Below are 23,472 nucleotides of genomic sequence, written 5' to 3'. Positions count from 1 at the left end.
ATAAAATGTGTAAAGATTGCGGATGTTCGCTTAGCGGACACACCCATGCCCATACTAACGCTGACGGTACGAGTCATTCTCACTCGCATGATCACGCTAAAGATCACGGTCATGGCTCAAACCACGAGCATATGCATACTCATTCAGACGGCACTACTCATGCGCATTCTCACGATCATGAAGGCGAACACGGACACGGATCAAGTCATGAACATCGTCACGAGCATGCCCATCCTGCGCTAAACGACAGTAAAACAGTCGAGGTAATTACGAAAATTTTATCTCAAAACGATAAAGAAGCCGCGCATAACAGAGCTCATCTTGACGAGCACGGAATTTTGTGCGTAAATTTGATGAGCAGTCCTGGAGCCGGCAAGACTACTTTGCTTGAATCGACCATAAAAAGCGGTAAATTTAAGATAGGCGTAGTCGAAGGCGATCTTGAAACCAACCAAGATGCTGACCGTATCATAGCTGCAGGAGCAAAAGCTCATCAGATAACCACCGGACAATCCTGTCACTTGGATGCCTTTATGGTGCATGAGGGGCTTCATCACTTGCCGTTAAACGATCTTGATCTGGTTTTTGTAGAAAACGTTGGAAATTTGGTCTGTCCGGCAAGCTATGACGTAGGATCGCACTTTAACGTCGTGCTTCTTTCGGTTCCTGAAGGAAGCGATAAGGTGTCAAAATATCCCGTTATGTTTCGCTCGGCGGATCTTGTGATAATAACCAAAACTTCGCTTTTACCACACTTTGACTTTGACGTTAAAAAAGTGATAACAGAAGCCAGAAAGCTAAATCCAAAGGTCGATATCATCGAGCTTGACTCAAAAACTGGCGAGGGTGTAGAGAAGTGGCTTAAGTATCTTGAGCTTAAAAAGGAGCTTAGATAATGTGCCTGTCTATCCCTTCAAAAGTGCTTGAAGTAGATGAAAATAATGTCGCTTTGGTTGAGACCTTAGGCGTGCAAAGACGCGTTAGCCTTGATCTTATCGGTGAGCCCGTGGAAGCTGGCGAATATGTGCTTATCCATGTTGGATACGCAATGGAAAAAATCGACACCAAATACGCGCTAGAAAGCCTTGAAATTTACCGCCGGATAGCAGCCGATATGGCTTCAGGCGAGATAGACGAGGAAGAGGGCGATATGGGACTAAGCGATATGCGAGATAAAATTTGAACCTTATAAATGAATTTAGAGATAAAAATCTCATCTTAGCGCTTTCGAATTTGATTAAAAAAGAGAGCGTTGAGCCGCTAAATATAATGGAAATTTGCGGAGGACACACTCATAGTATCATGAAATTCGGGCTTTCTCAGCTTGTGGGCGAGCATATAAATTTCATCCACGGTCCGGGCTGTCCTGTTTGCGTCATGCCAAAAAGTCGCATAGATGAAGCCATAAAGCTTGCATCGCGCTCTGACGTGATACTTTGCACGCTTGCCGACATGCTTAGAGTGCCAGGCTCTAATACCAGCCTACAAAAGCTTCGCAGCGAAGGAAGCGATATAAGAGCGCTTTATTCTCCGCTTGATTGCATTAAAATAGCTACGCAAAACCCTGATAAAAACGTGATATTTTTTGCTATCGGATTTGAAACCACTACACCTATGAGTGCAAATTTGGTTCAAAAAACAGTTGAGCTCGGTATCAAAAACCTATTTTTTCATATCAACCACATTACAGTTCCTGCGCCTGTTAAAGCCATACTTGAAGATAAAGACGTAAGAATTGACGCGTTTTTAGGACCAAGTCATGTAAGCGTTATCACGGGCTGGGGGATTTACGAAGAAATAGCAAGCGTGTATAAAAAGCCCATTGCCGTTAGCGGATTTGAGCCGCTTGATATCATGGATAGCATACTAAATTTGGTTCGTCAGCAAAATAAAAGCACGCATGAAATTTACAACGAATACGCTCGCGTAGTAAGTAAAGATGGAAATTTAAAGGCAAAAGAGCTTATAAATCGCTATTTTGAGCCTTGCGATTTTGAGTGGAGAGGGCTTGGCAATATCGCAAATAGCGGTATGAAGCTAAGAGAAGAGTTTAGCTATCTTGATGCAAGGGTTAAATTTGACTGCTTTGTTGAGAGCAAAAAAGAGAGCAAAGCCTGTATATGCCCTGAAATTTTGCGCGGGCGAGCTAAGCCGTTTGAGTGTAAAATTTTTGGCAAGGCTTGCACTCCAAAAAGCCCGGTAGGGTCGTGTATGGTTTCAAGCGAAGGAGCTTGTGCAGCGTATTATAAATACGGCGGCATAACGGCTTAAAAAGCCTGCGATTTAAAAGCTTTTGCGTTAAATTTATAGAATTTAGGCTGAAATACACGCAGACCGCAATATCTGATGTATATCATAAATTTGCATTTAGATTGATTTGCAAATTAATTTATCAAGCGAAAAGATTTGCGTGTGATATTAAACTTAGGATATAAAAATGGATAAGATAATGCTAAGCCACGGAGGTGGCGGCGAGGAGATGAATTCTCTTATAAACGATCTGATTTTTAAAATTTTTGATAATGAAATTTTAAGCTCAAGCAACGATAGTGCGATTTTGGATCCGCTAGGCTTTACAAGCGAGAATTTTTTAAAAGAGCCAAAAGAATTAAGCGGGGCTGATGATAAAAAAGCTAGTAAAAAGATAGCATTTAGCACCGATAGTTTTGTCGTTACTCCGATATTTTTTAACGGCGGAGATATCGGTAAGATAGCAGCTTGCGGGACGATAAACGACCTTGCTATGGTTGGTGCAAGAGCGAAATATCTTAGCTGCTCGCTTATCATAGAAGAGGGGCTTAGCTTAAGCGAGCTTGAGCAAATTTTAACCTCTCTTGCTATCACCGCAAAGCAAAGCGGCGCAAATGTAGTATGCGGCGATACAAAAGTAGTTCCGCGCGGTAAATGCGATAAAATTTTTATAAACACTTCAGGAATCGGCGAGATGATAGCGCAGCCTTGCGAGCTTAAAAATTTAAGAGCCGGAGCAAAAATTTTGCTTTCAGGTGATATAGGCAAACACGGAGCGGTGATACTTGCAAGCAGAGAAGAGCTTAGTCTTGAGGGCGAGCTTAAGAGTGATTGTAAGAGCCTAGCGGGTGTTGTTGAAGCGCTTTTTGAGGCAGGAATTAGGCCTTTGTGTATGAGAGACGCTACTAGAGGAGGGATTTGTGCTGCATTAAACGAATGGGCGAAAGATAGCGGGCTTGATATATTTATAAAAGAAGAAAACATAAAAGTAAGCGATGAAGTAGCGGGTGTGTGCGAGCTGTTTGGATTTGAGCCTTACGAGCTTGCAAACGAAGGAACCTTTGTGCTTGCTGTTGATGAAGAAGATGAGCAAAAAGCGCTTGAAATTTTACGCAAATTTGATGCAAACGCAAACTCGATAGGAGAAATTTTAAGCTCCGATAAAGGACGAGTGATACTTCAAAACGCTTACGGCTCAAAGAGATTTTTAGAAGCTCCTAAAGGCGAGCTACTACCTAGAATCTGCTAAATTTAGGATTTAAGATGCATGAGTTAAGTATAGTTCAAAGCCTAGTATCTCTTTGTGAGCAAAATGCAGCTAAGCAAGGCGCAAAAGAGATCACTAAAATCGAGATAAAAGTAGGGCGCTTAAGCGGAGTGGAGCCGCACTATCTTGAAAGCGCCTTTGATGTCTATAAAAACGAAACTATTTGCGCAAACGCCGAGCTTATAATAAACCTTCAAAATGTCGTTGTAGAGTGTGCCGAGTGCGAATTTAGCGGTGAGCTTAGCGAAAACGACTTTACCTGCCCAAATTGCCAAGGACAAAATTTAAAGGTAATTGACGGCGAAGAGATGTATCTCATGCGACTTGAGATGAGATAGCTTGGTGTGATATAAAATTAAAGGGCGATATTTGATAAGACAAGAAATCAGGGATAAATTTAGCAATCTTTTAAAGACAATAACAAAAAATGACACAGATATCATAAGCAGATTAAGCACTATGGTTGATTTTATAAGACCGAAAAATAGCGATGAGACACAGGAGTGCTTGATCGCTATTGATATGCTTGTCGAATTTTTTAATAATAAAAGCAAAGAGAGCGTTGATATCAGCAACGATATAAATTTGTTTTTTATAAAGCTGAAAATTTCTACAAATATAAGCAGTTTTGGGATCTTGTCTAAAAACGGATTTGCTTATGAGATAAAGGAGCGCTTTTATAATAAATTCCTGCCAAGTCCTCCTGATAACGGCGAACTTAGGCATGTGTTTGCCACTTTGTTCAACAAAAAAGACGATTATATCTGGGTGCAAAAGATAGATGATGAAATTTGGGAAAGGTTTTTTGCGGCTCTGTTTTCAAATTCCATTCACATACATCAGGTTAAAATTCACTTTTTCCACGAGCTTTTGTATGCCACGGAGATGATGTCCGTATGGATAGCCGCGCAAGAATTTGACGATAGCTTCGTAAGGCTTGATAAAACTCTTTTAAATAGAGATTCTGCGTTTATAGCGCTTCAAAGAGATATAAGCAAATTTGTTCATAAAAATCAAAAAGACCGCCTTGATATAGACTCTACGACGCTTGATATCAAGCATTTAGAAGTGCTTTTTAATCAATGCGAAAGACAGATAGCTGATCTTAAGAAAAAATCGGTAAGCCTTGGTATATCGCTTCACGGAGCTTATAAGCTGGAGCGCTTAAATCAGATATTAACAAGGATAAGAGATGCGATAGAGCTTATTAAAAAATTTGATACTAAAGAGGCCCACCTTGCTCTTGTGCGACTTTTTAAAGAGGCCGTTAGGAAAAACGCTACTAAAAATTCTCTCACCGAGGCTTATAAACAAAGCAGTCGTATCATCGCTAAAAGCATCACAAACAACATAGGCGAGCACGGAGAACACTATATCGCTGACAGCATAAAAGAGTATATAAAGATGTTTTTAACCTCCGCAGGCGCAGGTATCATCATAGCTTTTATGGCGCTTTTGAAGATCAAGATCGTGCAAGCTGATTTTTCGATAGGGACACAAACTATTCTTTCAAGCTTAAATTACGGCTTGGGATTTGTCTTTATCCATCTTATCGGATTTACCGTAGCAACCAAGCAGCCTGCTATGACGGCATCAACCTTTGCGCAAGAGGTTGAAAGAGATGATGATAACAAAGCAAATCAAAATAGGCTTATAGAGCTTATATTTAAGGTTGCAAGATCTCAGTTTGCCTCGGTGATGGGTAATGTCACTTTAGCTCTTTTGATCTCTTTTGCTATAAGTTACTTTGTGATAAACAGAGGCGGTGTGATTTTAAGTAACGATGAAGCGGGATATTATCTTAAGAATTTAGAGCCTCTGGCGCCGCTTTTATACGCCGGCATAGCGGGAATTTGGCTGTTTTGCTCGGGGCTTATCGCAGGATATTTTGATAATAGAGCCGATTGTTTGCAGCTAAAGCAGAGGTATTTTCATCATCCTTTATTTAAGAAGTTGTTCAAAGAAAACACCAGAGAGAAAATTTCTTACTATTTACACGACCACCACGGAGCTATTATGGGAAATTTTATCTTTGGCATACTTCTTGGCATTACGCCGTTTGTCGGGTATTTGATCAATCTGCCTTTAGATATCGCTCACGTGGCATTTTCAAGCGCGTACTTGGGATACTCATCTACGCATTTAGGAATTTCTACTTATGAGTTTTTATATTATCTATGCTGTGTTTTATCAATAGGACTTGTTAATCTAGTCGTTAGCTTCGTAATCGCTTTAAAAGTCTCCCTTGTCTCAAGAGATACATATATAGGCAACTTTTTTAGCTTTGCAAAGAAGCTGTTTTTAGAAATTTTAAAGCAACCTCACAGGCTTATTTTGCCGTTTAAGGATCGTAAGAAACTATAAAACTCCACTCATCATCAAAGTAGATATTATCACAAGAAGTAAAGATATCAGAAATTTTATCTTTTCTATGGTTACTTTTTTGATAAGCTTGGCACCTGCAAAAGAGCCCATAAAAGCACAAAGTGTAGCGGTAAGAACTAGAGACAAATTTGCATTTATGGCTTGAGTATGGAAATTTAGCCCATAAACGATAAGGCGAGATATATCAACCATAATGGCTATAAAAACGCCTGTCGCTATAAATTCACTCTTGCTCATGCCACACTTTATCAAAAACATACTTCTAAAAGCGCCTTGGTGTCCTGAGAGTCCGCCAAAAAATCCGCTTAAAGCTCCGCCTAACGGCAGAAATTTAGGCTCAAATTTCATCTGTTTAAATTTAGGCGAAATTTCAACTATCACAAAGAGCAGTATGAGCGTGCCTATGATAAATTTTATACTTTCAACCTCTATCTGTTTGCCAAAAATTTCATAGCTAAAAAGAGTATGCGCCGAGCTTAAAAGATTAAGACAAAAAGCTCCTATAAAAGCAAAAATCATTGCAGGAATTCCAAATTTGATTAAAATATTTTTATTAAATTCTCCTGCAAAGAGCGTGCCTTTAAAGATATTGTTTGCAAAATGCACCGTCGCAGTGATCGCAATAGCCACATCAACAGGAAAAAATATCGCCATAATTGGCATAAGAAGCGTGCCAAGTCCAAAGCCGGAAAATAGCGTAAGTAGAGCGGATAAAAGCGCGGCAAGGCTAATCGTAACGATCTCTAAACCCATCTTTTGCCTTGATTATTCAAATATTAAAAACGGAGCCTCAAGCACGTTTTTGATGATATTAAACGGCGACATAAGCGTATCTGCAAGCACTTGAGTGGAATATTTTGGATCATCAAGCGTTCCTCGAACCTTTATGACCGTAGATATGCTTCTATCCTTGCCTAAGATGATTTGATTTACGATAGGGATTGAGCCGATTATGGAGCTTGCGTCTTTTAAAAGCTTTAATTCCAAGTCTATATCGATATTTTTAGTAGCTAAGTCTATAGTGCCGCGACCTGCTATATCAGCACTTGAGCTTTCCAGATCAATCGCTACGAACTCTATCAAATTTCCTTTTTTCTGGAATAAAATTTTGCCGAATTTGATAGGAAAGCCCTTTTCCGTAAAGTCCGGTGTCTTAAAGATAATCAGCGACGGAACCGAATTTAAGAAGGTTAAAAGCCTGTTGTAAAATGTATAGTCGCTTAAATTTGCACCGTGCAATCTTACTTCACCTTTAAAGTCATCCGTGCTTGTTCCTAAAATTCTAAGCTTGAAATTTCCTTTTTCAAAGCTGTTTTTGCCTATTAGAGAATTTACAAATTCTCCGCTAATATCATTTGCTGACATATCGAATTTATCAGCCGTTTTACTGAGGCTTAAAGTGCCGCTGGAAGGCTTTGCTTCAAGCTTCAGGCTATCTTTATCCACGCTTCCGTTATAGCTTAAAAAATCCATCGTTCTATTTATATCATATATCATAATTGATGATTTTATACCGCTAAATTCGATATTGATATCCTTGCTTTGATTGCCATCATCGCTCTTAAGCTCAAAATCCAAATCCTTGATATCCACAAAAGTCTTGCCGTCTTTTACTCTGAATTTAAGCCGGTCCGTATCGCTCTTGCCCGATATTATATTCTTTGAAATTTTGATATCAAAGCTATCGCTGTCATAGTCGCTCCCGTCTTTTTCAACTAAAGGCAGACTAAATTTAGCATCTTTTAAACTCAAATCTATATTTTCAAAATCCTTTGTAACAAGTGTGAAATTTCCGTCCTTTATGCCTATATCTTTAAGCAGGGGGGAGTGGTTGATGACATCTTTTAGGTTGTTTATGGTTATCTTGTTTTCATTACCAAACACCAAATTTACTTTAGGATTTTCTATATCAAGAGTGACATCTTTTTTGCTAAAATCAAGCTTGGCACTTAACGGCAAATTGCCGAATTTGGCTATTTCGTTACCATCTATATTTAGATCAAATTTCTTTACATTGCCGCTTATATCGGCATTTTGCTTAGCTATATCCACATCTACTTTTATATCCGCGTTAAAAAAGTCGATTCCGCTATCGGCGGCATTTACTAAAACCTTATCGTTTGATATATTTATGTCGGCGTTTTTTACGTTAAATTTCGCTCCTGCGATATCTATGACACTATCTTTGGCGTTAAATTTGCCATCTATCTTCATATCAAGCTTATCAAAATTCAGATCAAGCTTAAGTCTTCCCTCTGCCTTACCGCTTTTTTGCTCGATAGGTATATCTATATGATACGCTTTTAGGATGGAATTTACCTGCTTATCAAATGCTGCACTTGCCTTTAGATCAAGTAGTAGTCCCGCACCCTTTTCATCAAAAATTTTATAAATTTCAAGGCTTGTGCCGTTTAAATTTTTACCCTGCCATTTTGGATTTTTAAGGCTAAATTTCAGAGTTTCGTTTTTAAGCTCAACCTTTACTTCTTCTACCGTAGCAGGCGGGAGTTTGGAGTCAAATTTGGCTTTTACGTTTTTAGAAACACCGTTTGCTTTAAGCTCTTTTAAGTAAAAATTCTCGGTTTTTAGGTCAAATTTACCGCTTAAATCCTGCACGAAGTAATTATCCGCAGTCACATATCCGTATATCCAATTTTTCACGTCTTTGTTAAGCTCAAGCTTTGCGCCAAGCTCGTCCATGAAGCCCTTTAGGCTGCTTGCGTTTATGTCGCTTATGGTGTAGTTTAGCATCTCATCTTCAAGTTTTATGTTTGCTTTGCCGTTTAGCTCGTGGCTTGAAAATGTACCGTTAAAATCATAAATATTGTTTTTTATATCCGCGTTTGCATTGCCTGTTAGATTTACATTAAAGTCTTTAAAAGCAAGCCAATAAACATCGATATTAAGTCCGTTTGGCTGAGGAGTAAATGTCGTATCAAGCGTTAGATAAGCCGTGTCGATGTGAAATGCGTTTTCAAAAAATAGGATTGTAAATTCGTTGTTATCGAGTTTAATCCTCTCAAGCAATACCTCTTTAAAGAGCATGTCTATCCAGCCTATATTATCCGTTACTCTAAGCAAGCTATCGTTTGAGCTATCTTCTTTGCTGGTCTTTGGAATTTCTATATTTCTAGCTCTTAGAATTAGTTTTTTATCAAGTTTTATATATAATTGTTCGGCTTTAAATTCGCCAAGATCAATTTTTTCTACGTTAATTCCATGCTTTAACGTAGCTATAAGGATGGTTAAAAATATGATGATGAAGGCTAAAATATGCCAAATTTTTTTCATAATATGCGAGATAATATTCATTTTTTCCCTAAGTTTTCTTCTCTATCTTGCAAGACCCGTTGCAACAAGCGAGGTTATTTTTTTGCCAAAAGGCAGTGTAGGCGAAATTATAACATATCTAAAGTCTAAAAATTTTAACGTAACAGCGCTGGATAAGCATATCTTAGCCTACATAGGACATCCGCAATCAGGCTGGATAGACGTAGGAGAGGGCAAGCTTGCCAAATTTGATTTTTTACACAAGCTAACCACCGCAAAAGCCGCTATGAGCGAGATTACTTTGATACCGGGCGAAACTACGGCTATATTTTTAAAAGATCTTGCCGTAAAGCTAAATTTAAACGAGCGAATTTTAAATGAGATTTATAGCTCATCAGCTCCTCTTGCCGACGGGTTTTTGGTACCTGAAACTTATAAAATTCCTATCGGCATAAATGAAAATCAGCTTATCGAGTATCTTTTAAGAGAGTCTAAGGCGTCTCATGAAAATCTCTCCAAAAAGCTTTTAGGCGCATATGACGAGCAAAAATGGCAAGAAATTTTAATCACCGCTTCAGTTATCCAAAAAGAAGCAGCCGATGAGAGCGAAATGCCTCTTGTAAGCTCGGTTATCCAAAACCGCCTTAAAAAAGGCATGAAGCTACAGATGGACGGAACTTTAAACTACGGGCTTTTTTCACACGAAACAGTAACCCCAAAGCGTATCAGAGAGGATAAGAGCAAATTTAACACTTATTTGCACGAGGGGCTTCCACCAAGCCCAATTTGCACGGTTTCAACTACTGCGATAAAAGCCGCGATAAATCCTGAAAATTCGGAGTATCTATACTTCGTGCGCGACAAAAAGACGATGAAACATAAATTTAGCAAAACTTATGCCGAACATAACGAGCATATAAAATCCCAAAAGTGAATTTATGCCGAAATTTACGTTAAATTTGCTAATATAATCCAAAATTTATAAAGGCTAAATATGAGCGATATTATTTGGACCAAGACCGATGAAGCGCCTGCGCTTGCTAGCTACTCTTTGCTTGCGATTTTAGAAAATTTTTTAAACAAAGCAGACATCAGTATAAAAAGCGTTGATATATCGCTTGCAGGACGTATAATCGCAGCTTTTAGCGATAGGTTAAAGCCTGAGCAAAGAAGCGAGGATTATCTTGAAATTTTAAGCAAGATGACTGATGATAAATTTGCCAACATCATAAAACTTCCAAATATTTCCGCAAGTATCCCGCAACTAAATGCCGCTATAAACGAACTTAGAGCCAAAGGATACGATATCCCTCTTTATGTAGAGGAGCCTAAAAACGATGAAGAAAAGATAGCTAAGCAAAGATATCAAAAAGTGCTAGGAAGCGCGGTTAATCCCGTTTTGCGTCAAGGAAATTCGGACAGAAGATCAATCCCCGCAGTAAAAGAATACGCCAAAGCAAATCCGCATAAAATGGGAGCTTGGAGTAAGGATAATAAAAGCGAAGTAAGCTATATGAGCAAGGGGGATTTTTATTCGAACGAAAAATCATACACTAGCAAAAAAGATGACGTTTTAAGGATTGAATTTACAAATAAAAACGGCGAAAAAAGAGTGCTTAAACATGATCTTAAAATCCAAAAAGATGAAGTTATAGACGCTACTTTTATGAGTGTAAACGCTCTTAAAGAATTTATCAAAGAGCAAATTTTAGATGCGAGCTCAAAAGAGCTTTTGTTTTCGGTGCATCTAAAAGCTACCATGATGAAGGTAAGTGATCCTGTGATATTTGGTCATTTTGTGCGCGAGTTTTTTGATGAAGCGTTTGAGGAATTTAAAGACGAGTTTAAAGCTCTTAAGATAAATCAAAACAACGGATTAAAAGAGCTTTTTGAAAAGATCGCTACTCTTGATAAAGAAGCGCAAGAGAAAATTTTGGCTAAATTTGATGAAATTTATGCCAAGCAGCCTAGTTTAGCTATGGTAAATTCAGATCTTGGCATTACGAATTTGCATGTGCCAAGTGACGTGATAATTGACGCTTCAATGCCCGTGATGATAAGAAACGCAGGCAAGATGTGGGATAAAGACGGCTTGCTAAAAGAGGCTAAAGCGGTGATACCCGATCAAACTTATGCAAGAGTTTATGAGAGCGTGATTGAGGATTTTAAGAATAACGGCGCGCTTGATCCAAGCAAGATAGGAAGTGTGGCAAACGTTGGTCTTATGGCAAAGAAAGCCGAGGAGTACGGAAGCCACGATAAGACTTTTGTAATGAGCCAAGATGGAGTTATAGAGGTTTTAAGCTTAAGCGGTGAAGTTATATTTAAATTTGAAGTTCAAAACGGCGATATATTTCGCATGACGCAGACAAAAGATGACGCGATAAAAAATTGGGTTGAGCTTGCTTTAAATAGGGCCAAAATCACAAATTCCAAAACTATTTTTTGGCTTGATGAAAATCGTGCCCATGATAAAGAAATTCTTAAAAAAGTAAGAGAAATTTTAAACTCAACCGACTTAAAAGAGCTTGATATAGAAATTTTAAGTCCGGAAATGGCTTGCAAAAAGACGCTTGATATAATCCGCCAAGGCAAAGACTGCATAAGCGTAACAGGCAATGTGCTAAGAGATTATCTAACCGATCTTTTCCCTATACTTGAGCTTGGAACAAGCGCTAAGATGCTCTCCGTGGTGCCGCTTTTAAAAGGCGGAGGCGTGTTTGAGACGGGAGCGGGCGGGTCTGCTCCAAAGATAGCCGAGCAGTTTTTTGAGGAAAATCACCTAAGATGGGATAGTTTAGGCGAATTTTTAGCGCTAATTGCAAGCTTAGAGCATCTGGCAAATACAAAAAACAATGAAAACGCAAGAATTTTATCGCTTACTTTAAATCAAGCCGTTGCAAAATGGCTTAAAGAAAATCGCGCTCCGCTTAAAAAGGCGGGAGAGCCCGATAATCGCACGAGCCATTTTTATCTTGCGCTTTACTGGGCGGATGAGCTTGCGCAAAACGGCGGCAAACTCGCTGGTAAATTTCAAAATTTGGCCAATGCGCTAAAAGAAAACGAAAGTGTTATAAACAAAGAGCTTTTAGAAGTGCAAGGCGCTAAGATGGATATCGGCGGGTATTATAAATTTGATGATAAACTGGCGCAAATCGCCATGAGACCAAGTAATACACTAAATCAAATCATAAGAGAGGTTTAAATGAAAATTTCAGTTATCGGAGCGGGAAATGTCGGTGCAAGCGTAGCTAGCGCATTGGTTTTAAGAGAAGTTGCGGACGAAATCGCACTTGTTGATATATTTGGTAACGTTGCGGCGGCTAAGGCTATAGATCTTGCTCAAAGTGCTGCTGTTTTTGGTATCGATGTGAAGGTTGAGGGCGGAGATGATTTTTCGCTTTTAAAAGATAGCGATATAGTAGTAATCACCGCAGGAAGCCCTAGAAAAGAGGGTCAGACTAGAGAAGATCTGCTTCTTAAAAACGCAGGCATCGTAAAAAGTAGCGTTGAAAATATCGTAAAATTTGCGTCAAATGCGATAATTATAACGGTAACAAACCCGCTTGACGTGCTAAATTTCGTTGTTTATAAAGTAAGCGGCTTTGATAAAAAGCGCATTATCGGTATGGCGGGCGAACTTGACTCGGCAAGGCTTAAATTCGAGATAAGTCAAAAAACAGGACTTAAAAATTCAGAGTTTAATGCCCATATCATCGGCTCTCACAACGACGACATGCTAGTTTTAAAAGAAAATGTCAGCGTAAATTTAGACGAAGCAAGCTTTAACGAAGTGGCTCATGAAGCAAAAACAGGCGGGGCTAAGATAGTAAAACTGCTTGGCACATCGGCGTATTATGCACCGGGAGCTGCGGTAGCCAAGATGTGTGAGGCGATAGTTAAAGAGCGCGATGAGTGGCTAAGCTGCTGTGTGGTCTTGGATGAAAATTTAACTTGCGGCAGACGAGTAAGGCTTGGCAAAGACGGAATCAAAGAGATAAAAGAGCTTAGCCAAAACGAAAAAGAGGCTGTGCAAAAAAGCCAAGATGATATTAAGAAAAATATAGAATTTCTTATCCAAAGTAAATTTTTCTAAGTAAAATGAACATTCACGAATATCAAGCAAAAGCTATTTTAAAGGAATTTGGCATAAACGTAGCGGGCGGCAAGCTCGCTTACTCAAGCGATGAGGCATTGCAAGCCGTAAAAAAGCTAAAGGGAGACAAATTCGTCATTAAAGCTCAGATTCATGCTGGCGGTCGGGGTCTTGGCGGTGGCGTAAAGATAGCTAAAAGCCTAAGCGAAGTTGAAAGTATCGCAAAAGATATGCTTGGCATGAGCCTCATAACTCCCCAAACCTCAAAAGATGGTAAGGTCGTTAGAAAAATTTATATTGAGGAAGCGCTTGATATAAGCAAAGAAATTTATCTAAGCCTCGCCTTTGACAGAAAAGAGGAAAACATAAGCATAATCGCCTCAAAAGAGGGCGGAATGAGTATAGAAGAGACCGCCAAGGATCATCCCGAGCTAATCAAAAAAGTAAATGTAGATCCGCAGATCGGACTGCGCGACTTTCATATCTTAAATTTGATAGGATTTTTTGGATTTAGCAAGGAGTTAAGCCTAAAATTTAGCGAAATTTTAAAAAAGCTTTATCAAATTTATATAAGCAAAGATGCGAATTTGATAGAGATAAATCCTTTGGTTTTAACTTCTAAGGATGAATTTTACGCGCTTGATGCGAAGATGAGCTTTGATGACAGCGCCGTTTTTAGGCATAGCGAAATTTTAGCCCTTAAAGATGACGATGAAGAGGAGCCAAGTGAGCTTGAAGCCAAAAAAAGCAGGCTTAACTACGTCAAGTTAGAAGGCAATGTAGGCTGCATAGTAAATGGTGCCGGGCTTGCTATGGCTACTATGGACATCGTCCAAAACGCAGGCGGAAAGAGCGCAAATTTCTTAGACGTAGGCGGTTCGGCAAACCCTGCAAGCGTGGCAAAAGCCTTTGAGATAATACTTCGCGATAAAAATGTAAAATCGATATTCGTAAATATCTTTGGCGGTATCGTAAGGTGCGATAGGATTGCCGGCGGAATTTTAGAAGCGGCTAAAGAATTTGAGCTAAAAACCCCTATCGTAATCAGACTTCAAGGGACAAATTCGAGCGAGGCTATGGATATGCTAAAAAGTGCGGAGTTAAAGAATTTGCATGTAGTTGAAAATTTGCTTGATGGCGCAAAATTAGCCGTTAAATTCGCAAATGAAAAAGATTTAATATGAGCATATTAATAGATAAAAACACGAAAGTTATCGTGCAGGGCTTTACAGGTAAGGAAGGGACATTTCACTCTCAAAGCTGCTTAGAATACGGCACGCAAATTTTAGGCGGAGTAACTCCTTTTAAAGGAGGGCAAACTCATCTAAATTTGCCCGTTTTTGACACGGTAGAGCAAGCCGTAAATGCGACAAAAGCCGATACTAGCTTAGTCTTTGTGCCAAGCGCCTTTGCAAAAGACGCTATCATCGAAGCTGCGGACGCCGGTATAAAACTAGCCGTAGTTATCACCGAGCATGTTCCTGTGCTTGATATGCTTCACGCTAAAGCCTACGCGATCAAAAAAGGAATGCGTATCATAGGACCAAACTGCCCTGGTATCATAAGCTCAAACAAGTGTAAACTGGGTATCATGCCAAGCTCTGTCTTTAAGCGAGCTCAAACAAACATCGGCATCATATCCAAATCAGGCACCTTAACCTACGAAGGCGCAAACGAGATCATCAAAGCGGGGTTTGGAATTTCAACAGCAGTAGGCATAGGCGGAGACGCCGTTATAGGCATGGCTTACGAGGAGCTTTTAGAGCTTTTTGAAAATGATGATGATACTAAAGCGATACTTTTAATAGGAGAAATCGGCGGAGATCTTGAAGTGAAAGCATGCAAGATGATAAAAGAGAAAATTTCAAAGCCGATAGTTGCCTTTATCGCAGGAAATTCCGCTCCAAAAGGGCGTAAAATGGGTCATGCGGGAGCTATTATAAACGGCATAGAAGGAAGTGCGGAGTATAAGATGAAAGCACTTAGAGAAGCAGGCGTTCTTGTCGTGGATACTCCTACTGATATAGGGGCGAAATTTAAAGAGATAATAAAAATTTAAAGCGCAGCGGATATATTCGCTACTTAAATAAAAACTAAAATAAATTTTATCTATTTTTTGAAATCTTAAATTTAAGCAAGATTATATAAAATTGCTGAATTTGGAAATTTTAAGCAAGGAAAACAGATGTTGATAAAAGAGGGTGTCGCAGTTTGGGTTGATACGACTCGCTGTAAAGCCTGTGATATATGTGTTAGTTATTGTCCTGCAGGTGTGCTTGGCATGAGGCTGGAGCCAAGCGCCGTGCTTGGCAAGATGATAGAGGTAGTGCACGAAGAGGCCTGTATAGGCTGTAGGGATTGTGAGCTACACTGTCCTGATTTTGCGATTTATGTAGCCGATAAGGGCTTTAAATTTGCTAAACTTAGCGCAGAGAGTAAGACTAGGGCCCAAGCCGTAAAAGCCAACCGATATGAAAAGCTAGGAGCCTAATATGAGAGAGATCATATCAAGCGGAAATGAGCTCGTTGCCCTAGCTGCGATAGATGCGGGATGTAACTTTTTTGGCGGCTATCCGATAACTCCTTCAAGCGAGATAGCTCACGAGCTAAGCGTTCTTTTGCCAAAAAACGGTGGAAAATTTATACAAATGGAAGATGAGATAGCGGGAATTTCAGTAGCACTTGGAGCCGCTATGAGCGGAGCTAAGGCTATGACGGCAAGCTCGGGACCCGGGATCTCGCTTAAGGCCGAACAGATAGGGCTTGGATTTATCGCCGAAATTCCGCTCGTGATAGTAAACGTAATGCGCGGAGGACCAAGTACGGGACTTCCTACACGTGTATCACAAGGCGATATCTTGCAGGCAAAAAACCCGAGCCACGGCGATATAAACAGCATAGTTATCGCTCCTGCAAGCTTAGAGGAGTGCTACACTGAGACTATTCGAGCCTTTAATCTAGCCGAGCGTTTCATGACGCCTGTGTTTTTACTGCTTGATGAGACGATAGGACACATGCACGCTAAGGCGATTTTGCCTGAACTTAGCGAGCTTGAAATTTATAATAGAAAGCAGTTTGAAGGCGAGGCAAGCGAGTATAAGCCTTACAAAGCCGCAAGCGATGAGCCCGCGACTTTGAATAAATTTTTTAAAGGTTACAGATATCATATCACGGGGCTTCATCACGGCGAAACCGGCTTTCCAACAGAAGACGGCAAGATAGTAGAATACAACATAAACAGGCTGTTTAACAAGATAAATGCTCACACCGACGAGATAGACTCTTTTGAGGAGTATAGACTAGATGACGCCGAAATTTGCATCATAGCTTACGGAAGCGTGGCAAGAGCCGCTAAAGAAGCGGTTGAAATTTTACGCAAAGAGGGCTTGAAAGTAGGGCTGTTTAAGCCTATTACGCTATTTCCAGCAGCAAAAGAAAAGCTAAAAGATATCAGTGTAAAATTTGAGAAAATTTTAATCTGTGAGCTAAATTTAGGTCAATACACCGGTGAAATTCAAAAGGCAACGCTCAAAGAGAGCTTTAAAACACTTCACAAGGCAAACGGACGACCGATCAGCCCGCAAGAGATCATCGCCAAGATAGGGGAGTTTTAAGATGGCATTTAACTACGATAAATATCTAAGAATAGACAAGATGCCGACCCTTTGGTGCTGGGGATGCGGTGACGGCGTGATACTTAAGGCGGTCATTCGCGCTATAGATAAGCTTGGCTGGGATATGGATGATGTTTGCGTGGTTTCAGGTATCGGCTGCTCCGGACGATTTAGCTCATATATGAACTGTAACACCGTTCATACGACGCATGGACGCGCGATAGCCTACGCGACAGGCATAAAGCTGGCAAATCCTGACAAACATGTTATAGTGGTGACAGGCGACGGAGACGGGCTTGCTATAGGCGGCAACCACACCATACACGGCTGTAGGCGCAATATCAATTTAAACCATATCCTTATAAACAACTTCATCTACGGGCTTACAAACTCCCAAACCAGCCCCACTACTCCTCGCGGAATGTGGACGGTGACGGCTCAGCATGGAAACATCGATCCAAGCTTTGATGCCTGTAAGCTTGCAATCGCCGCTGGAGCGACATTTGTAGCTAGACAAAACGTCATAGAAGCTACGAAGCTCGAGAAAATTTTAGCAGACGGCTTTGCTCATGACGGATATAGCTTCTTTGACGTGTTTTCAAACTGTCATATAAATTTAGGCAGAAAAAACAAGATGGCTCAAGCCGTTCAAACACTTGACTGGATTGAGTCGCTTTGCGTAAGCAAAACCAAATTTGATGCTCTTAGCGAAGATGAGCAAAGGGGCAAATTTCCGCTTGGAATTTTGCATCACGACACAACCAAAACCGAATACACCAAAGCCTACGATCAGGTGATAAAAGCCGCTAAGAGTAGAGAGAAAATCGACTTTGGAGCGATGATATGAAAAGACAGCTTAGATTTGTAGGTGTGGGCGGTCAAGGTGTTATACTTGCCGGAGAAATTCTAGCCGCAGCCAAGATAGAAGAGGGCGGATACGGGGTTAAGGCTTCTACTTACACATCGCAGGTTAGAGGAGGGCCGACGAAGGTTGATATCTTGCTTAGCGAGGATGAAATTTTATATCCTTATGCAAACGAAGGCGAGATAGAATTTATGCTTGCGACGGCTCAGGTAAGCTTTGAGCTATTTAAAGATGGTGTTAAAAACGGCGGTATCATCGTCATAGAGCCAAATTTGGTTCACGCAAGCGATGAGGATAGAAAGAGGTGGCAAATTTATGAAATTCCCATCATCACTATCGCAAAAGACGAAGTTGGAAACGTCATAACCCAAAGCGTCGTTGCGCTTGGTGTGGCGGTTGAGATGAGCGGGTGTATGGATGCAAATTTAGTGCGCGAAGTTATGCTCTCAAAGGTGCCGCAAAAGGTGCATGAGGCAAACGCAAAAGCTTATGAGTTAGGTATAAAATACGCAAAGGAGATACGAAAATGATAGGAATATTTTACGCAACAGGCAAGGGCGACACGCAAAAAGCGTGCGAATATGCGGCAGCTAAGTTGGGTGACGAAGTTAAAGTAATAAAAGCGGTTAAAGATGTAGTGCAATCAAGCGAATTTGAAGGCTTTGATCTTTTGATACTGGCTAGCTCAAGTTATGGATTTGGCGAGCTTCACGATGACTGGAAAGCAAAGCTAAATTTGCTAAAAGAGACAAATTTAAAAGGCAAAAAGGTAGCCTTAATAGGAGTTGGCAATCAAGAGCGCCACGGCGATAATTTCTGCGGTGGGATAGTTGAGTTTTTGCCTTTTGTAAAGGGGTCCACATTGCTTGGCACAAGAGATAGGGGCGGATATAAATTTGATTACTCATCTGCATTTATAAACGGTAAATTTATCGGACTAGTACTTGATACGAAGGGCGACAAAGAATACGAAAAACGTATAGATAAATGGGCAAGCGAGATAAAAGCTCAAATTTAACTTTCAAATCCGCTTGGTTTGTGTCATCACTTGCCAAGCGGAAATTTATTGCTTTTTATTGAGCTCTTCTTTTGGTTTAAATTTATCCGGATTTGATAGATAGTGCGTAAGTTTAGCTAGAGAATTTAAAAACAGTATATAAAAAATCAAAGGAAGACAAAACGTAAAAGCAGATACAAGCAATAAACCATAAAGTAAATCACTGGCCGGCTTTAATAATTCTATATAGTAATAGCTCCCCGACATACTTCCTTCATTCCAACCTTGAACATTAAATAATAGTAAAAGATGCAATATAATAAGCACTGTAAAGAGTATAGAGTGGTGGAGTTTCTTAAATATCGAAATATTGGCATATATAAAGCATATTACTAAATTTATGATCATCAAATATATTATAGGAAATCCTTCTCCAAATAAAAATGTTAAAGCAACTGCTATTACAAGAATAGTAGTATCTAATCCCGTTAAAAAAGCTTTTTTATCTGATTTGATCTTGATTTTTAATTCATCTTCATTTTTCATGCTTCTGTCCTTATTTATACAAAACAGATCCCAATCTCACCATATTTGAGCCGCATTTTATAGCTAGTTCAAAGTCGCTACTCATCCCCATAGAGCAAATTTTAGCTCCATACTGCTTAAGCTCTTCATAAATTTTGCGCGTAGTTTCAAAGCTTTTTTGGATAGTCTTTATATCATCTACGTGCGCGCCGATACTCATCACACCCACGGGACGCAAGAATTTACAGCTCTCTTTGATAGATAAAAACGTCTCCACCGCCATTTTGGTTTCCACACCCTGTTTACTCTCCTCCTCGGCTGAGTTTATCTGAAGCAGACACTCAAGCTCAAAGTCTAGCCTTTTATCTACTTCAAGTGCAGTCTTAAGACTTTCGCAACTTTGCCAAAGAGTAGGGCGCAAAGATATGAGTTGATTTATCTTGTTGCTTTGAAGGCGACCGATAAAGTGCCATTTTATAGGATTTTGTGGCAAAATTTCAGCTAAAATTTGCTGTTTGTTTTTAAGTTCTTGAACTCTATTTTCGCCAAAATCAACTTGCCCCTCATTAAAAAGCTCTAAAACCTCTTTTGTAGTTACGTTTTTACTAACGGCAACTAGATTTACGACTTCATTTAGACCGGCGCTATCAATACGTTTTAAAATTTCTTCTAAGTTGTTCATTGTCCGCTACCGCTTAATCTTAAAATATCATTAAACGTTGCAAATATCATAAGCGTTAGCAGCAAAGCCCAGCCGCAGTAAGTAAGTCCGATATAGACTTTTTCATTCATCTCGCGGCGAAAAATCAGCTCATAAAGGTTAAAAAGTATATGTCCGCCGTCAAGTGCAGGGATGGGCAGCAGGTTTAGCACACCTAAATTTACCGATATCAAAGCCGTGATGATGAGCAGTGTTGAGATACCGATTTTAGCTGCTTTTGATGTGATATCGGCTATTTGGATTATCCCACCCATATCCTTCATCGGCACGACACCTTCGATCAGTTTGCCTATACCTACAAATATGAGCTTTGAAGCCTCAAGCGTCTCTTTGTATGCAAATTTGATCGAGTCAAGACCTGTGTTTTTTAAATTTATTATCTCTCCGCTTGGAGATATGCCGATGAGCGGTTTTTGGATTTTCTCTCGAAATAGATTTAGGCTATCGCCTATCTTTGGAGTTAAATTTATGGTTAAAATTTTGCTTTCCCGCTCTATCTCTATCGTTGTAGGCTTTGGTAAAATTTGCTTAGTTATCTGGTCCCACTCGCGGATAGTAACTCCATCGATGCTTAAAATTTTATCGTTTTTCATAATGCCTGCTTGTAAAGCTGCCGAATCAGGCATAACGCTTCCCACAACGGGAGCAAGTCTATCTACGCCGATATATCCAAGTGCGATAAAAAGCAAAAACGCCAAAGCGAAGTTAAAAAACGGTCCTGCAAAGAGGATAAAGATACGCCCAAGAGGAGTGAGTTTATTGTAGCTGTCATCATCCATACTTTTTGCCGCAGGGTTTGAGTCGTCTTGCCCCTTTAGACTTACATAGCCTCCAAGCGGGATGGCTGATATGGCGTATTCGGTCTGTCCGATCTTCTTTGAGTATAGGCTCTCGCCAAATCCGACGCTGAATTTAAGAACGCCGACCTTAAGTATCCTAGCAGCCGTAAAGTGCCCAAGCTCATGAAAAAATACCAAAAACGAGATGGCAAAAACCGTTATAAAAAAATACCAAGAGTAGGCATAAACGCCTGCAATTAAGAGTAAAATAACAAATATTATGCTTTTCAAATTCTACCTTTCAATCTTATCGCTAAGTAAAACAGCGATAAATTTCGTGTTAGGGTTGGCATCAAGAGCCAATTTAAGGCTCATAGTAAGCGGAACTGCCAAAAACATACCGCCGATACCGAATAAAAATCCCCAAAAAAGAAGGCTAAGCAGCACAACAAGAGTGCTTATGCCAAGCCCTTTGCCAAGAAATCTCGGCTCAATAAAATTTCCGATAGCTAAATTCACGACAAGATATAGTATCACGGTCCAAAACGTCGTGCTAATATCGTTTATAAGAAGCGAAACAAGTATCGCAGGAAAAGCCGCTATGATAGAGCCGATAGTCGGGATAAAGTTTAAAACAAAAGCGACAATCCCCCAAAGCGGAGCGTAAGGTACGCCAAGCATCTCAAGCCCTGCAAATATAAAAACTCCCGTCGCGAAAGAAGCTATGGTCTTTATCTCAAGATAGCGCTTTAAATTTGAGATAAAGGTATCTACGATCATCTCGGCTTGCGGGTTTTTACTGGCAAAATAATCAACCTTTTGCCTAAATATGTGCGTTTCAAAAAGCATGAACGTAACCAGCAAAAATATAAAAAAACTCTTTGAAGCAAGCTCCGTGCTGCTTCTTAAAAGCGTGCCGAGGTTTGCGAAAATTTTATTCGGGTCATAATCGCTTGGGATGATCTTTTGAACATCTTCAATCCCGTATTTAGCCAAAATGCTTATCACCTGATCGTTGAAAATCTTAAATTTAGCTTGAAGCTCCGGAAGATGTCCTAAAAGCCCATTTATGGTACTTATAACGGTATTTGTAACAAAGCCCAAAGATACAAAAATAACCCCCACAACCAAGATAAACGCGACTATTCTTGGTAGCTTTAGCTTCTGAAGCTGATTGATCGCAGGAGAGATAACGATAGCTATAAAAACAGCTATCAAAAACGGCAAAACTATCGTGCCTGCAGCCTTAAGGCCTGCAGCAACCACAACAAAGCTTGCCAAATATACTATAAATACATTGCTTTTCAAAAAATTCCTTTAAAATTTAGGAAATTATAATTTAAAATTTTAAATAGGTTCGGGTGATAAAACCAAATTTACTTATCCGATTTAATATAAGCAAAAATATACTCAAATCCCGAATATAGCGTTAATCCAACCGCTATCCAGAGTAGTAAATTTGCAAACGGCCACTGCATTATCAAAAATCCTATGGCTATCATTTGAAATACTGTTTTTACTTTTCCCGCCATTGAAGCTGCCAAATTTAGCCCTTCGGCCGCTATAACCACACGAAAGCCGGTTATGAAAAATTCACGAATCAAGATGAGGTATATCGCCCAAGGACTTGCTCTATCCATCATCATAAGCCCCAAAAATGCAGCTAAAGTCAGCATCTTATCAGCCAAGGGATCAATTATAGCGCCAAGCTTGGTCTTTTGATCCCACGCTCTTGCGATATAGCCGTCAAAAAAATCGGTTACACTAGCGATAACAAAAATAAGTCCCGCAAAATAATTTATCCAGCTGATATGCACATCTTCAAAATGCGTGTTTGCATTTACGAGGATATAAAACATCGCAGGCGCTAGTAAAATGCGTAAAAACGCAAGTAAATTCGGTAAATTTAAGCTCATTTAAATGTCGTTCCGCCGTCTATTATAAATGTATGTCCAGTTATCCAACTAGCCTTGCTTGAGCAAAGAAATAAGCATGCTCCGGCCAGGTCTGTCGGCTGTCCCATGCGATTTAGCGGGCTAAGCTTAGCCGTCATATCGCGCACTTCTTCGTAGTTGGTAAAAGCTCTTAGCGCGTCCGTTTCGATAGGTCCTCCGCTTACCACATTTACTCGGATGTTTTTTTCTCCAAGCTCGGTTGCGGCATATCTTGCCATAGCTTCAACGGCCGCTTTTGAAGCTCCGTGCCCCGCATAGTTTTCGATATAGACCAAATTTCCCGTTGAGCTAAGAGATATTATGCTTCCGCCGCCAGTTTTTTCCATCCTTTTTGCAGCCTCTTGAGCGCCTACTACGAAGGCATTTACGGTGGCCGTGAAGATATTATTTATCCCTCTTGGGCGAAGCTTCATAAATTTCGTGTATCCGCCCGCAACCGCGCGCCCTGAAATGATAGCGTTTGATATAAAAAAATCAACACGATCAAAGTCATTATCAATCTGCTCAAAGAGATCTTTATAAGTTTCAGGTTCAAGTATGTTTAGTCCGTAAGCTTTTGCTTTTATGCCGAAATTTTCTTCAAGCTCCTTAGCTTGCGTGTTTGCAAGCTCTTCGTTTGAGTTGTAAGTAAAAGCTATATTTGCTCCGATTTTGGCAAATTCCTCTACGATTGCTCGTCCTATACCTCTTGTGCCTCCGCTTATAACTAGCGTTTTTCCTCTAAATTCATCTGCAAATTTATCCACTA

The 23,472-nt window shown here is 40.0% G+C and carries 24 protein-coding genes; 16 read left to right on the top strand and 8 right to left on the bottom strand.

The features are described from left to right. The first annotated feature begins 5 nt into the window (after positions 1 to 5). The 6 genes from hypB (at position 6) to CDOM15925_RS02955 (ending at position 5,881) form a co-directional block, all read left to right on the top strand. The gene (gene hypB / locus CDOM15925_RS02980) at positions 6 to 896 is read left to right on the top strand and encodes a hydrogenase nickel incorporation protein HypB (protein ID WP_169940937.1); all 891 of its coding nucleotides are present in this window, start codon (positions 6 to 8) and stop codon (positions 894 to 896) included. Continuing rightward, positions 896 to 1,183, top strand: a complete 288-nt coding sequence (locus CDOM15925_RS02975; protein WP_169940935.1) for a HypC/HybG/HupF family hydrogenase formation chaperone — start codon at positions 896 to 898, stop codon at positions 1,181 to 1,183. The genes hypB and CDOM15925_RS02975 overlap by 1 nt, the downstream gene beginning before the upstream one ends. Further along, positions 1,180 to 2,271: a hydrogenase formation protein HypD gene (hypD, locus tag CDOM15925_RS02970; protein ID WP_169940933.1), complete on the top strand. Its 1,092-nt coding sequence runs from the start codon at positions 1,180 to 1,182 to the stop codon at positions 2,269 to 2,271. Before CDOM15925_RS02975 ends, hypD begins: the two co-directional genes overlap by 4 nt. A gap of 166 nt (positions 2,272 to 2,437) precedes the next feature. Continuing rightward, positions 2,438 to 3,499: a hydrogenase expression/formation protein HypE gene (gene hypE, locus CDOM15925_RS02965; RefSeq protein ID WP_169940931.1), complete on the top strand. Its 1,062-nt coding sequence runs from the start codon at positions 2,438 to 2,440 to the stop codon at positions 3,497 to 3,499. Positions 3,500 to 3,513: 14 nt separating this feature from the next. Beyond that, the gene (gene hypA / locus CDOM15925_RS02960) at positions 3,514 to 3,855 is read left to right on the top strand and encodes a hydrogenase maturation nickel metallochaperone HypA (RefSeq protein WP_169940929.1); all 342 of its coding nucleotides are present in this window, start codon (positions 3,514 to 3,516) and stop codon (positions 3,853 to 3,855) included. A gap of 31 nt (positions 3,856 to 3,886) precedes the next feature. After that, positions 3,887 to 5,881 (top strand): transporter-like protein, encoded by a 1,995-nt coding sequence (locus CDOM15925_RS02955; RefSeq protein ID WP_169940927.1) that lies wholly within the window; start codon positions 3,887 to 3,889, stop codon positions 5,879 to 5,881. Here CDOM15925_RS02955 and CDOM15925_RS02950 read toward each other — a convergent pair. Both CDOM15925_RS02950 and CDOM15925_RS02945 read right to left on the bottom strand, forming a co-directional pair. Further along, positions 5,876 to 6,655 carry a sulfite exporter TauE/SafE family protein gene (locus CDOM15925_RS02950; RefSeq protein WP_169940925.1) on the bottom strand — a complete coding sequence of 260 codons (780 nt, stop codon included), beginning with the start codon at positions 6,653 to 6,655 and terminating at the stop codon, positions 5,876 to 5,878. The genes CDOM15925_RS02955 and CDOM15925_RS02950 overlap by 6 nt on opposite strands. A 12-nt stretch (positions 6,656 to 6,667) precedes the next feature. Then, on the bottom strand, positions 6,668 to 9,214 hold the full coding sequence (locus CDOM15925_RS02945) for a YhdP family protein (RefSeq protein ID WP_169940923.1): 2,547 nt from the start codon (positions 9,212 to 9,214) through the stop codon (positions 6,668 to 6,670). On the opposite strand from CDOM15925_RS02945, the gene mltG reads away from it, so the two are divergent. The 10 genes from mltG to CDOM15925_RS02895 all read left to right on the top strand — a co-directional run bounded on the left by mltG (position 9,144) and on the right by CDOM15925_RS02895 (position 18,765). Further along, positions 9,144 to 10,106 (top strand): endolytic transglycosylase MltG, encoded by a 963-nt coding sequence (gene mltG, locus CDOM15925_RS02940; protein ID WP_169940921.1) that lies wholly within the window; start codon positions 9,144 to 9,146, stop codon positions 10,104 to 10,106. The genes CDOM15925_RS02945 and mltG overlap by 71 nt on opposite strands. A 60-nt stretch (positions 10,107 to 10,166) precedes the next feature. Next, on the top strand, positions 10,167 to 12,377 hold the full coding sequence (locus CDOM15925_RS02935) for an NADP-dependent isocitrate dehydrogenase (protein WP_169940919.1): 2,211 nt from the start codon (positions 10,167 to 10,169) through the stop codon (positions 12,375 to 12,377). Further along, a complete protein-coding gene (locus CDOM15925_RS02930) occupies positions 12,378 to 13,268 on the top strand; it encodes a lactate/malate family dehydrogenase (RefSeq protein ID WP_169940917.1) in 891 nt (296 codons plus the stop codon). A gap of 5 nt (positions 13,269 to 13,273) precedes the next feature. Further along, on the top strand, positions 13,274 to 14,452 hold the full coding sequence (gene sucC / locus CDOM15925_RS02925) for an ADP-forming succinate--CoA ligase subunit beta (protein ID WP_169940915.1): 1,179 nt from the start codon (positions 13,274 to 13,276) through the stop codon (positions 14,450 to 14,452). Then, positions 14,449 to 15,327 carry a succinate--CoA ligase subunit alpha gene (gene sucD, locus CDOM15925_RS02920; RefSeq protein ID WP_169940913.1) on the top strand — a complete coding sequence of 293 codons (879 nt, stop codon included), beginning with the start codon at positions 14,449 to 14,451 and terminating at the stop codon, positions 15,325 to 15,327. The genes sucC and sucD overlap by 4 nt, the downstream gene beginning before the upstream one ends. A gap of 126 nt (positions 15,328 to 15,453) precedes the next feature. After that, on the top strand, positions 15,454 to 15,759 hold the full coding sequence (locus CDOM15925_RS02915) for a 4Fe-4S binding protein (protein WP_169940911.1): 306 nt from the start codon (positions 15,454 to 15,456) through the stop codon (positions 15,757 to 15,759). A gap of 1 nt (position 15,760) precedes the next feature. Beyond that, positions 15,761 to 16,882 carry a 2-oxoglutarate synthase subunit alpha gene (locus CDOM15925_RS02910; protein ID WP_169940909.1) on the top strand — a complete coding sequence of 374 codons (1,122 nt, stop codon included), beginning with the start codon at positions 15,761 to 15,763 and terminating at the stop codon, positions 16,880 to 16,882. A gap of 1 nt (position 16,883) precedes the next feature. Then, positions 16,884 to 17,729: a 2-oxoglutarate ferredoxin oxidoreductase subunit beta gene (locus CDOM15925_RS02905; RefSeq protein ID WP_169940907.1), complete on the top strand. Its 846-nt coding sequence runs from the start codon at positions 16,884 to 16,886 to the stop codon at positions 17,727 to 17,729. Continuing rightward, entirely contained in the window at positions 17,726 to 18,277 is a 552-nt protein-coding gene (locus CDOM15925_RS02900) for a 2-oxoglutarate:acceptor oxidoreductase subunit OorC (protein WP_169940905.1), read from the top strand. Before CDOM15925_RS02905 ends, CDOM15925_RS02900 begins: the two co-directional genes overlap by 4 nt. Next, complete coding sequence (locus CDOM15925_RS02895; RefSeq protein WP_169940903.1) at positions 18,274 to 18,765, top strand: flavodoxin domain-containing protein; 492 nt, start codon at positions 18,274 to 18,276, stop codon at positions 18,763 to 18,765. Before CDOM15925_RS02900 ends, CDOM15925_RS02895 begins: the two co-directional genes overlap by 4 nt. Positions 18,766 to 18,810: 45 nt before the next feature. Here the strand turns inward: CDOM15925_RS02895 and CDOM15925_RS02890 are convergent, their stop codons facing one another. The 6 genes from CDOM15925_RS02890 to CDOM15925_RS02865 form a co-directional block, all read right to left on the bottom strand. Then, a complete protein-coding gene (locus tag CDOM15925_RS02890; RefSeq protein WP_169940901.1) occupies positions 18,811 to 19,290 on the bottom strand; it encodes a hypothetical protein in 480 nt (159 codons plus the stop codon). Between the two features lie 10 nt (positions 19,291 to 19,300). Next, complete coding sequence (locus CDOM15925_RS02885; RefSeq protein ID WP_169940899.1) at positions 19,301 to 19,951, bottom strand: YggS family pyridoxal phosphate-dependent enzyme; 651 nt, start codon at positions 19,949 to 19,951, stop codon at positions 19,301 to 19,303. Further along, positions 19,948 to 21,060, bottom strand: a complete 1,113-nt coding sequence (gene rseP, locus CDOM15925_RS02880) for an RIP metalloprotease RseP (protein ID WP_169940897.1) — start codon at positions 21,058 to 21,060, stop codon at positions 19,948 to 19,950. Before rseP ends, CDOM15925_RS02885 begins: the two co-directional genes overlap by 4 nt. 3 nt (positions 21,061 to 21,063) lie before the next feature. Beyond that, a complete protein-coding gene (locus CDOM15925_RS02875) occupies positions 21,064 to 22,077 on the bottom strand; it encodes an AI-2E family transporter (protein ID WP_169940895.1) in 1,014 nt (337 codons plus the stop codon). A gap of 68 nt (positions 22,078 to 22,145) precedes the next feature. Beyond that, positions 22,146 to 22,685 (bottom strand): CDP-diacylglycerol--glycerol-3-phosphate 3-phosphatidyltransferase, encoded by a 540-nt coding sequence (pgsA, locus tag CDOM15925_RS02870; protein WP_169940893.1) that lies wholly within the window; start codon positions 22,683 to 22,685, stop codon positions 22,146 to 22,148. Further along, on the bottom strand, positions 22,682 to 23,470 hold the full coding sequence (locus CDOM15925_RS02865) for an enoyl-ACP reductase (protein WP_169940891.1): 789 nt from the start codon (positions 23,468 to 23,470) through the stop codon (positions 22,682 to 22,684). Before CDOM15925_RS02865 ends, pgsA begins: the two co-directional genes overlap by 4 nt. Between the last annotated feature and the right edge of the window lie 2 nt (positions 23,471 to 23,472).

Origin of the sequence: Campylobacter sp. RM15925 (assembly GCF_012978775.1) — a bacterium.
Classification (GTDB): domain Bacteria; phylum Campylobacterota; class Campylobacteria; order Campylobacterales; family Campylobacteraceae; genus Campylobacter_A; species Campylobacter_A canis.
The sequence above is the reverse complement of the archived record's forward strand: the minus strand, read 5'-3'. Positions and strand labels throughout refer to the sequence as shown.

What these genes read in the sequence shown, in the direction of transcription:
- hypB (WP_169940937.1), top strand. Translation starts at nt 6, where the DNA reads ATGTGTAAAGATTGCGGATGTTCGCTTAGCGGACACACCCATGCCCAT.
- CDOM15925_RS02975 (WP_169940935.1), top strand. Translation starts at nt 896, where the DNA reads ATGTGCCTGTCTATCCCTTCAAAAGTGCTTGAAGTAGATGAAAATAAT.
- hypE (WP_169940931.1), top strand. Translation starts at nt 2,438, where the DNA reads ATGGATAAGATAATGCTAAGCCACGGAGGTGGCGGCGAGGAGATGAAT.
- hypA (WP_169940929.1), top strand. Translation starts at nt 3,514, where the DNA reads ATGCATGAGTTAAGTATAGTTCAAAGCCTAGTATCTCTTTGTGAGCAA.
- CDOM15925_RS02950 (WP_169940925.1), bottom strand. Translation starts at nt 6,655, where the DNA reads ATGGGTTTAGAGATCGTTACGATTAGCCTTGCCGCGCTTTTATCCGCT.
- mltG (WP_169940921.1), top strand. Translation starts at nt 9,144, where the DNA reads ATGGTTAAAAATATGATGATGAAGGCTAAAATATGCCAAATTTTTTTC.
- CDOM15925_RS02945 (WP_169940923.1), bottom strand. Translation starts at nt 9,214, where the DNA reads ATGAATATTATCTCGCATATTATGAAAAAAATTTGGCATATTTTAGCC.
- CDOM15925_RS02935 (WP_169940919.1), top strand. Translation starts at nt 10,167, where the DNA reads ATGAGCGATATTATTTGGACCAAGACCGATGAAGCGCCTGCGCTTGCT.
- CDOM15925_RS02930 (WP_169940917.1), top strand. Translation starts at nt 12,378, where the DNA reads ATGAAAATTTCAGTTATCGGAGCGGGAAATGTCGGTGCAAGCGTAGCT.
- sucC (WP_169940915.1), top strand. Translation starts at nt 13,274, where the DNA reads ATGAACATTCACGAATATCAAGCAAAAGCTATTTTAAAGGAATTTGGC.
- sucD (WP_169940913.1), top strand. Translation starts at nt 14,449, where the DNA reads ATGAGCATATTAATAGATAAAAACACGAAAGTTATCGTGCAGGGCTTT.
- CDOM15925_RS02915 (WP_169940911.1), top strand. Translation starts at nt 15,454, where the DNA reads ATGTTGATAAAAGAGGGTGTCGCAGTTTGGGTTGATACGACTCGCTGT.
- CDOM15925_RS02910 (WP_169940909.1), top strand. Translation starts at nt 15,761, where the DNA reads ATGAGAGAGATCATATCAAGCGGAAATGAGCTCGTTGCCCTAGCTGCG.
- CDOM15925_RS02905 (WP_169940907.1), top strand. Translation starts at nt 16,884, where the DNA reads ATGGCATTTAACTACGATAAATATCTAAGAATAGACAAGATGCCGACC.
- CDOM15925_RS02900 (WP_169940905.1), top strand. Translation starts at nt 17,726, where the DNA reads ATGAAAAGACAGCTTAGATTTGTAGGTGTGGGCGGTCAAGGTGTTATA.
- CDOM15925_RS02895 (WP_169940903.1), top strand. Translation starts at nt 18,274, where the DNA reads ATGATAGGAATATTTTACGCAACAGGCAAGGGCGACACGCAAAAAGCG.
- CDOM15925_RS02890 (WP_169940901.1), bottom strand. Translation starts at nt 19,290, where the DNA reads ATGAAAAATGAAGATGAATTAAAAATCAAGATCAAATCAGATAAAAAA.
- CDOM15925_RS02885 (WP_169940899.1), bottom strand. Translation starts at nt 19,951, where the DNA reads ATGAACAACTTAGAAGAAATTTTAAAACGTATTGATAGCGCCGGTCTA.
- pgsA (WP_169940893.1), bottom strand. Translation starts at nt 22,685, where the DNA reads ATGAGCTTAAATTTACCGAATTTACTTGCGTTTTTACGCATTTTACTA.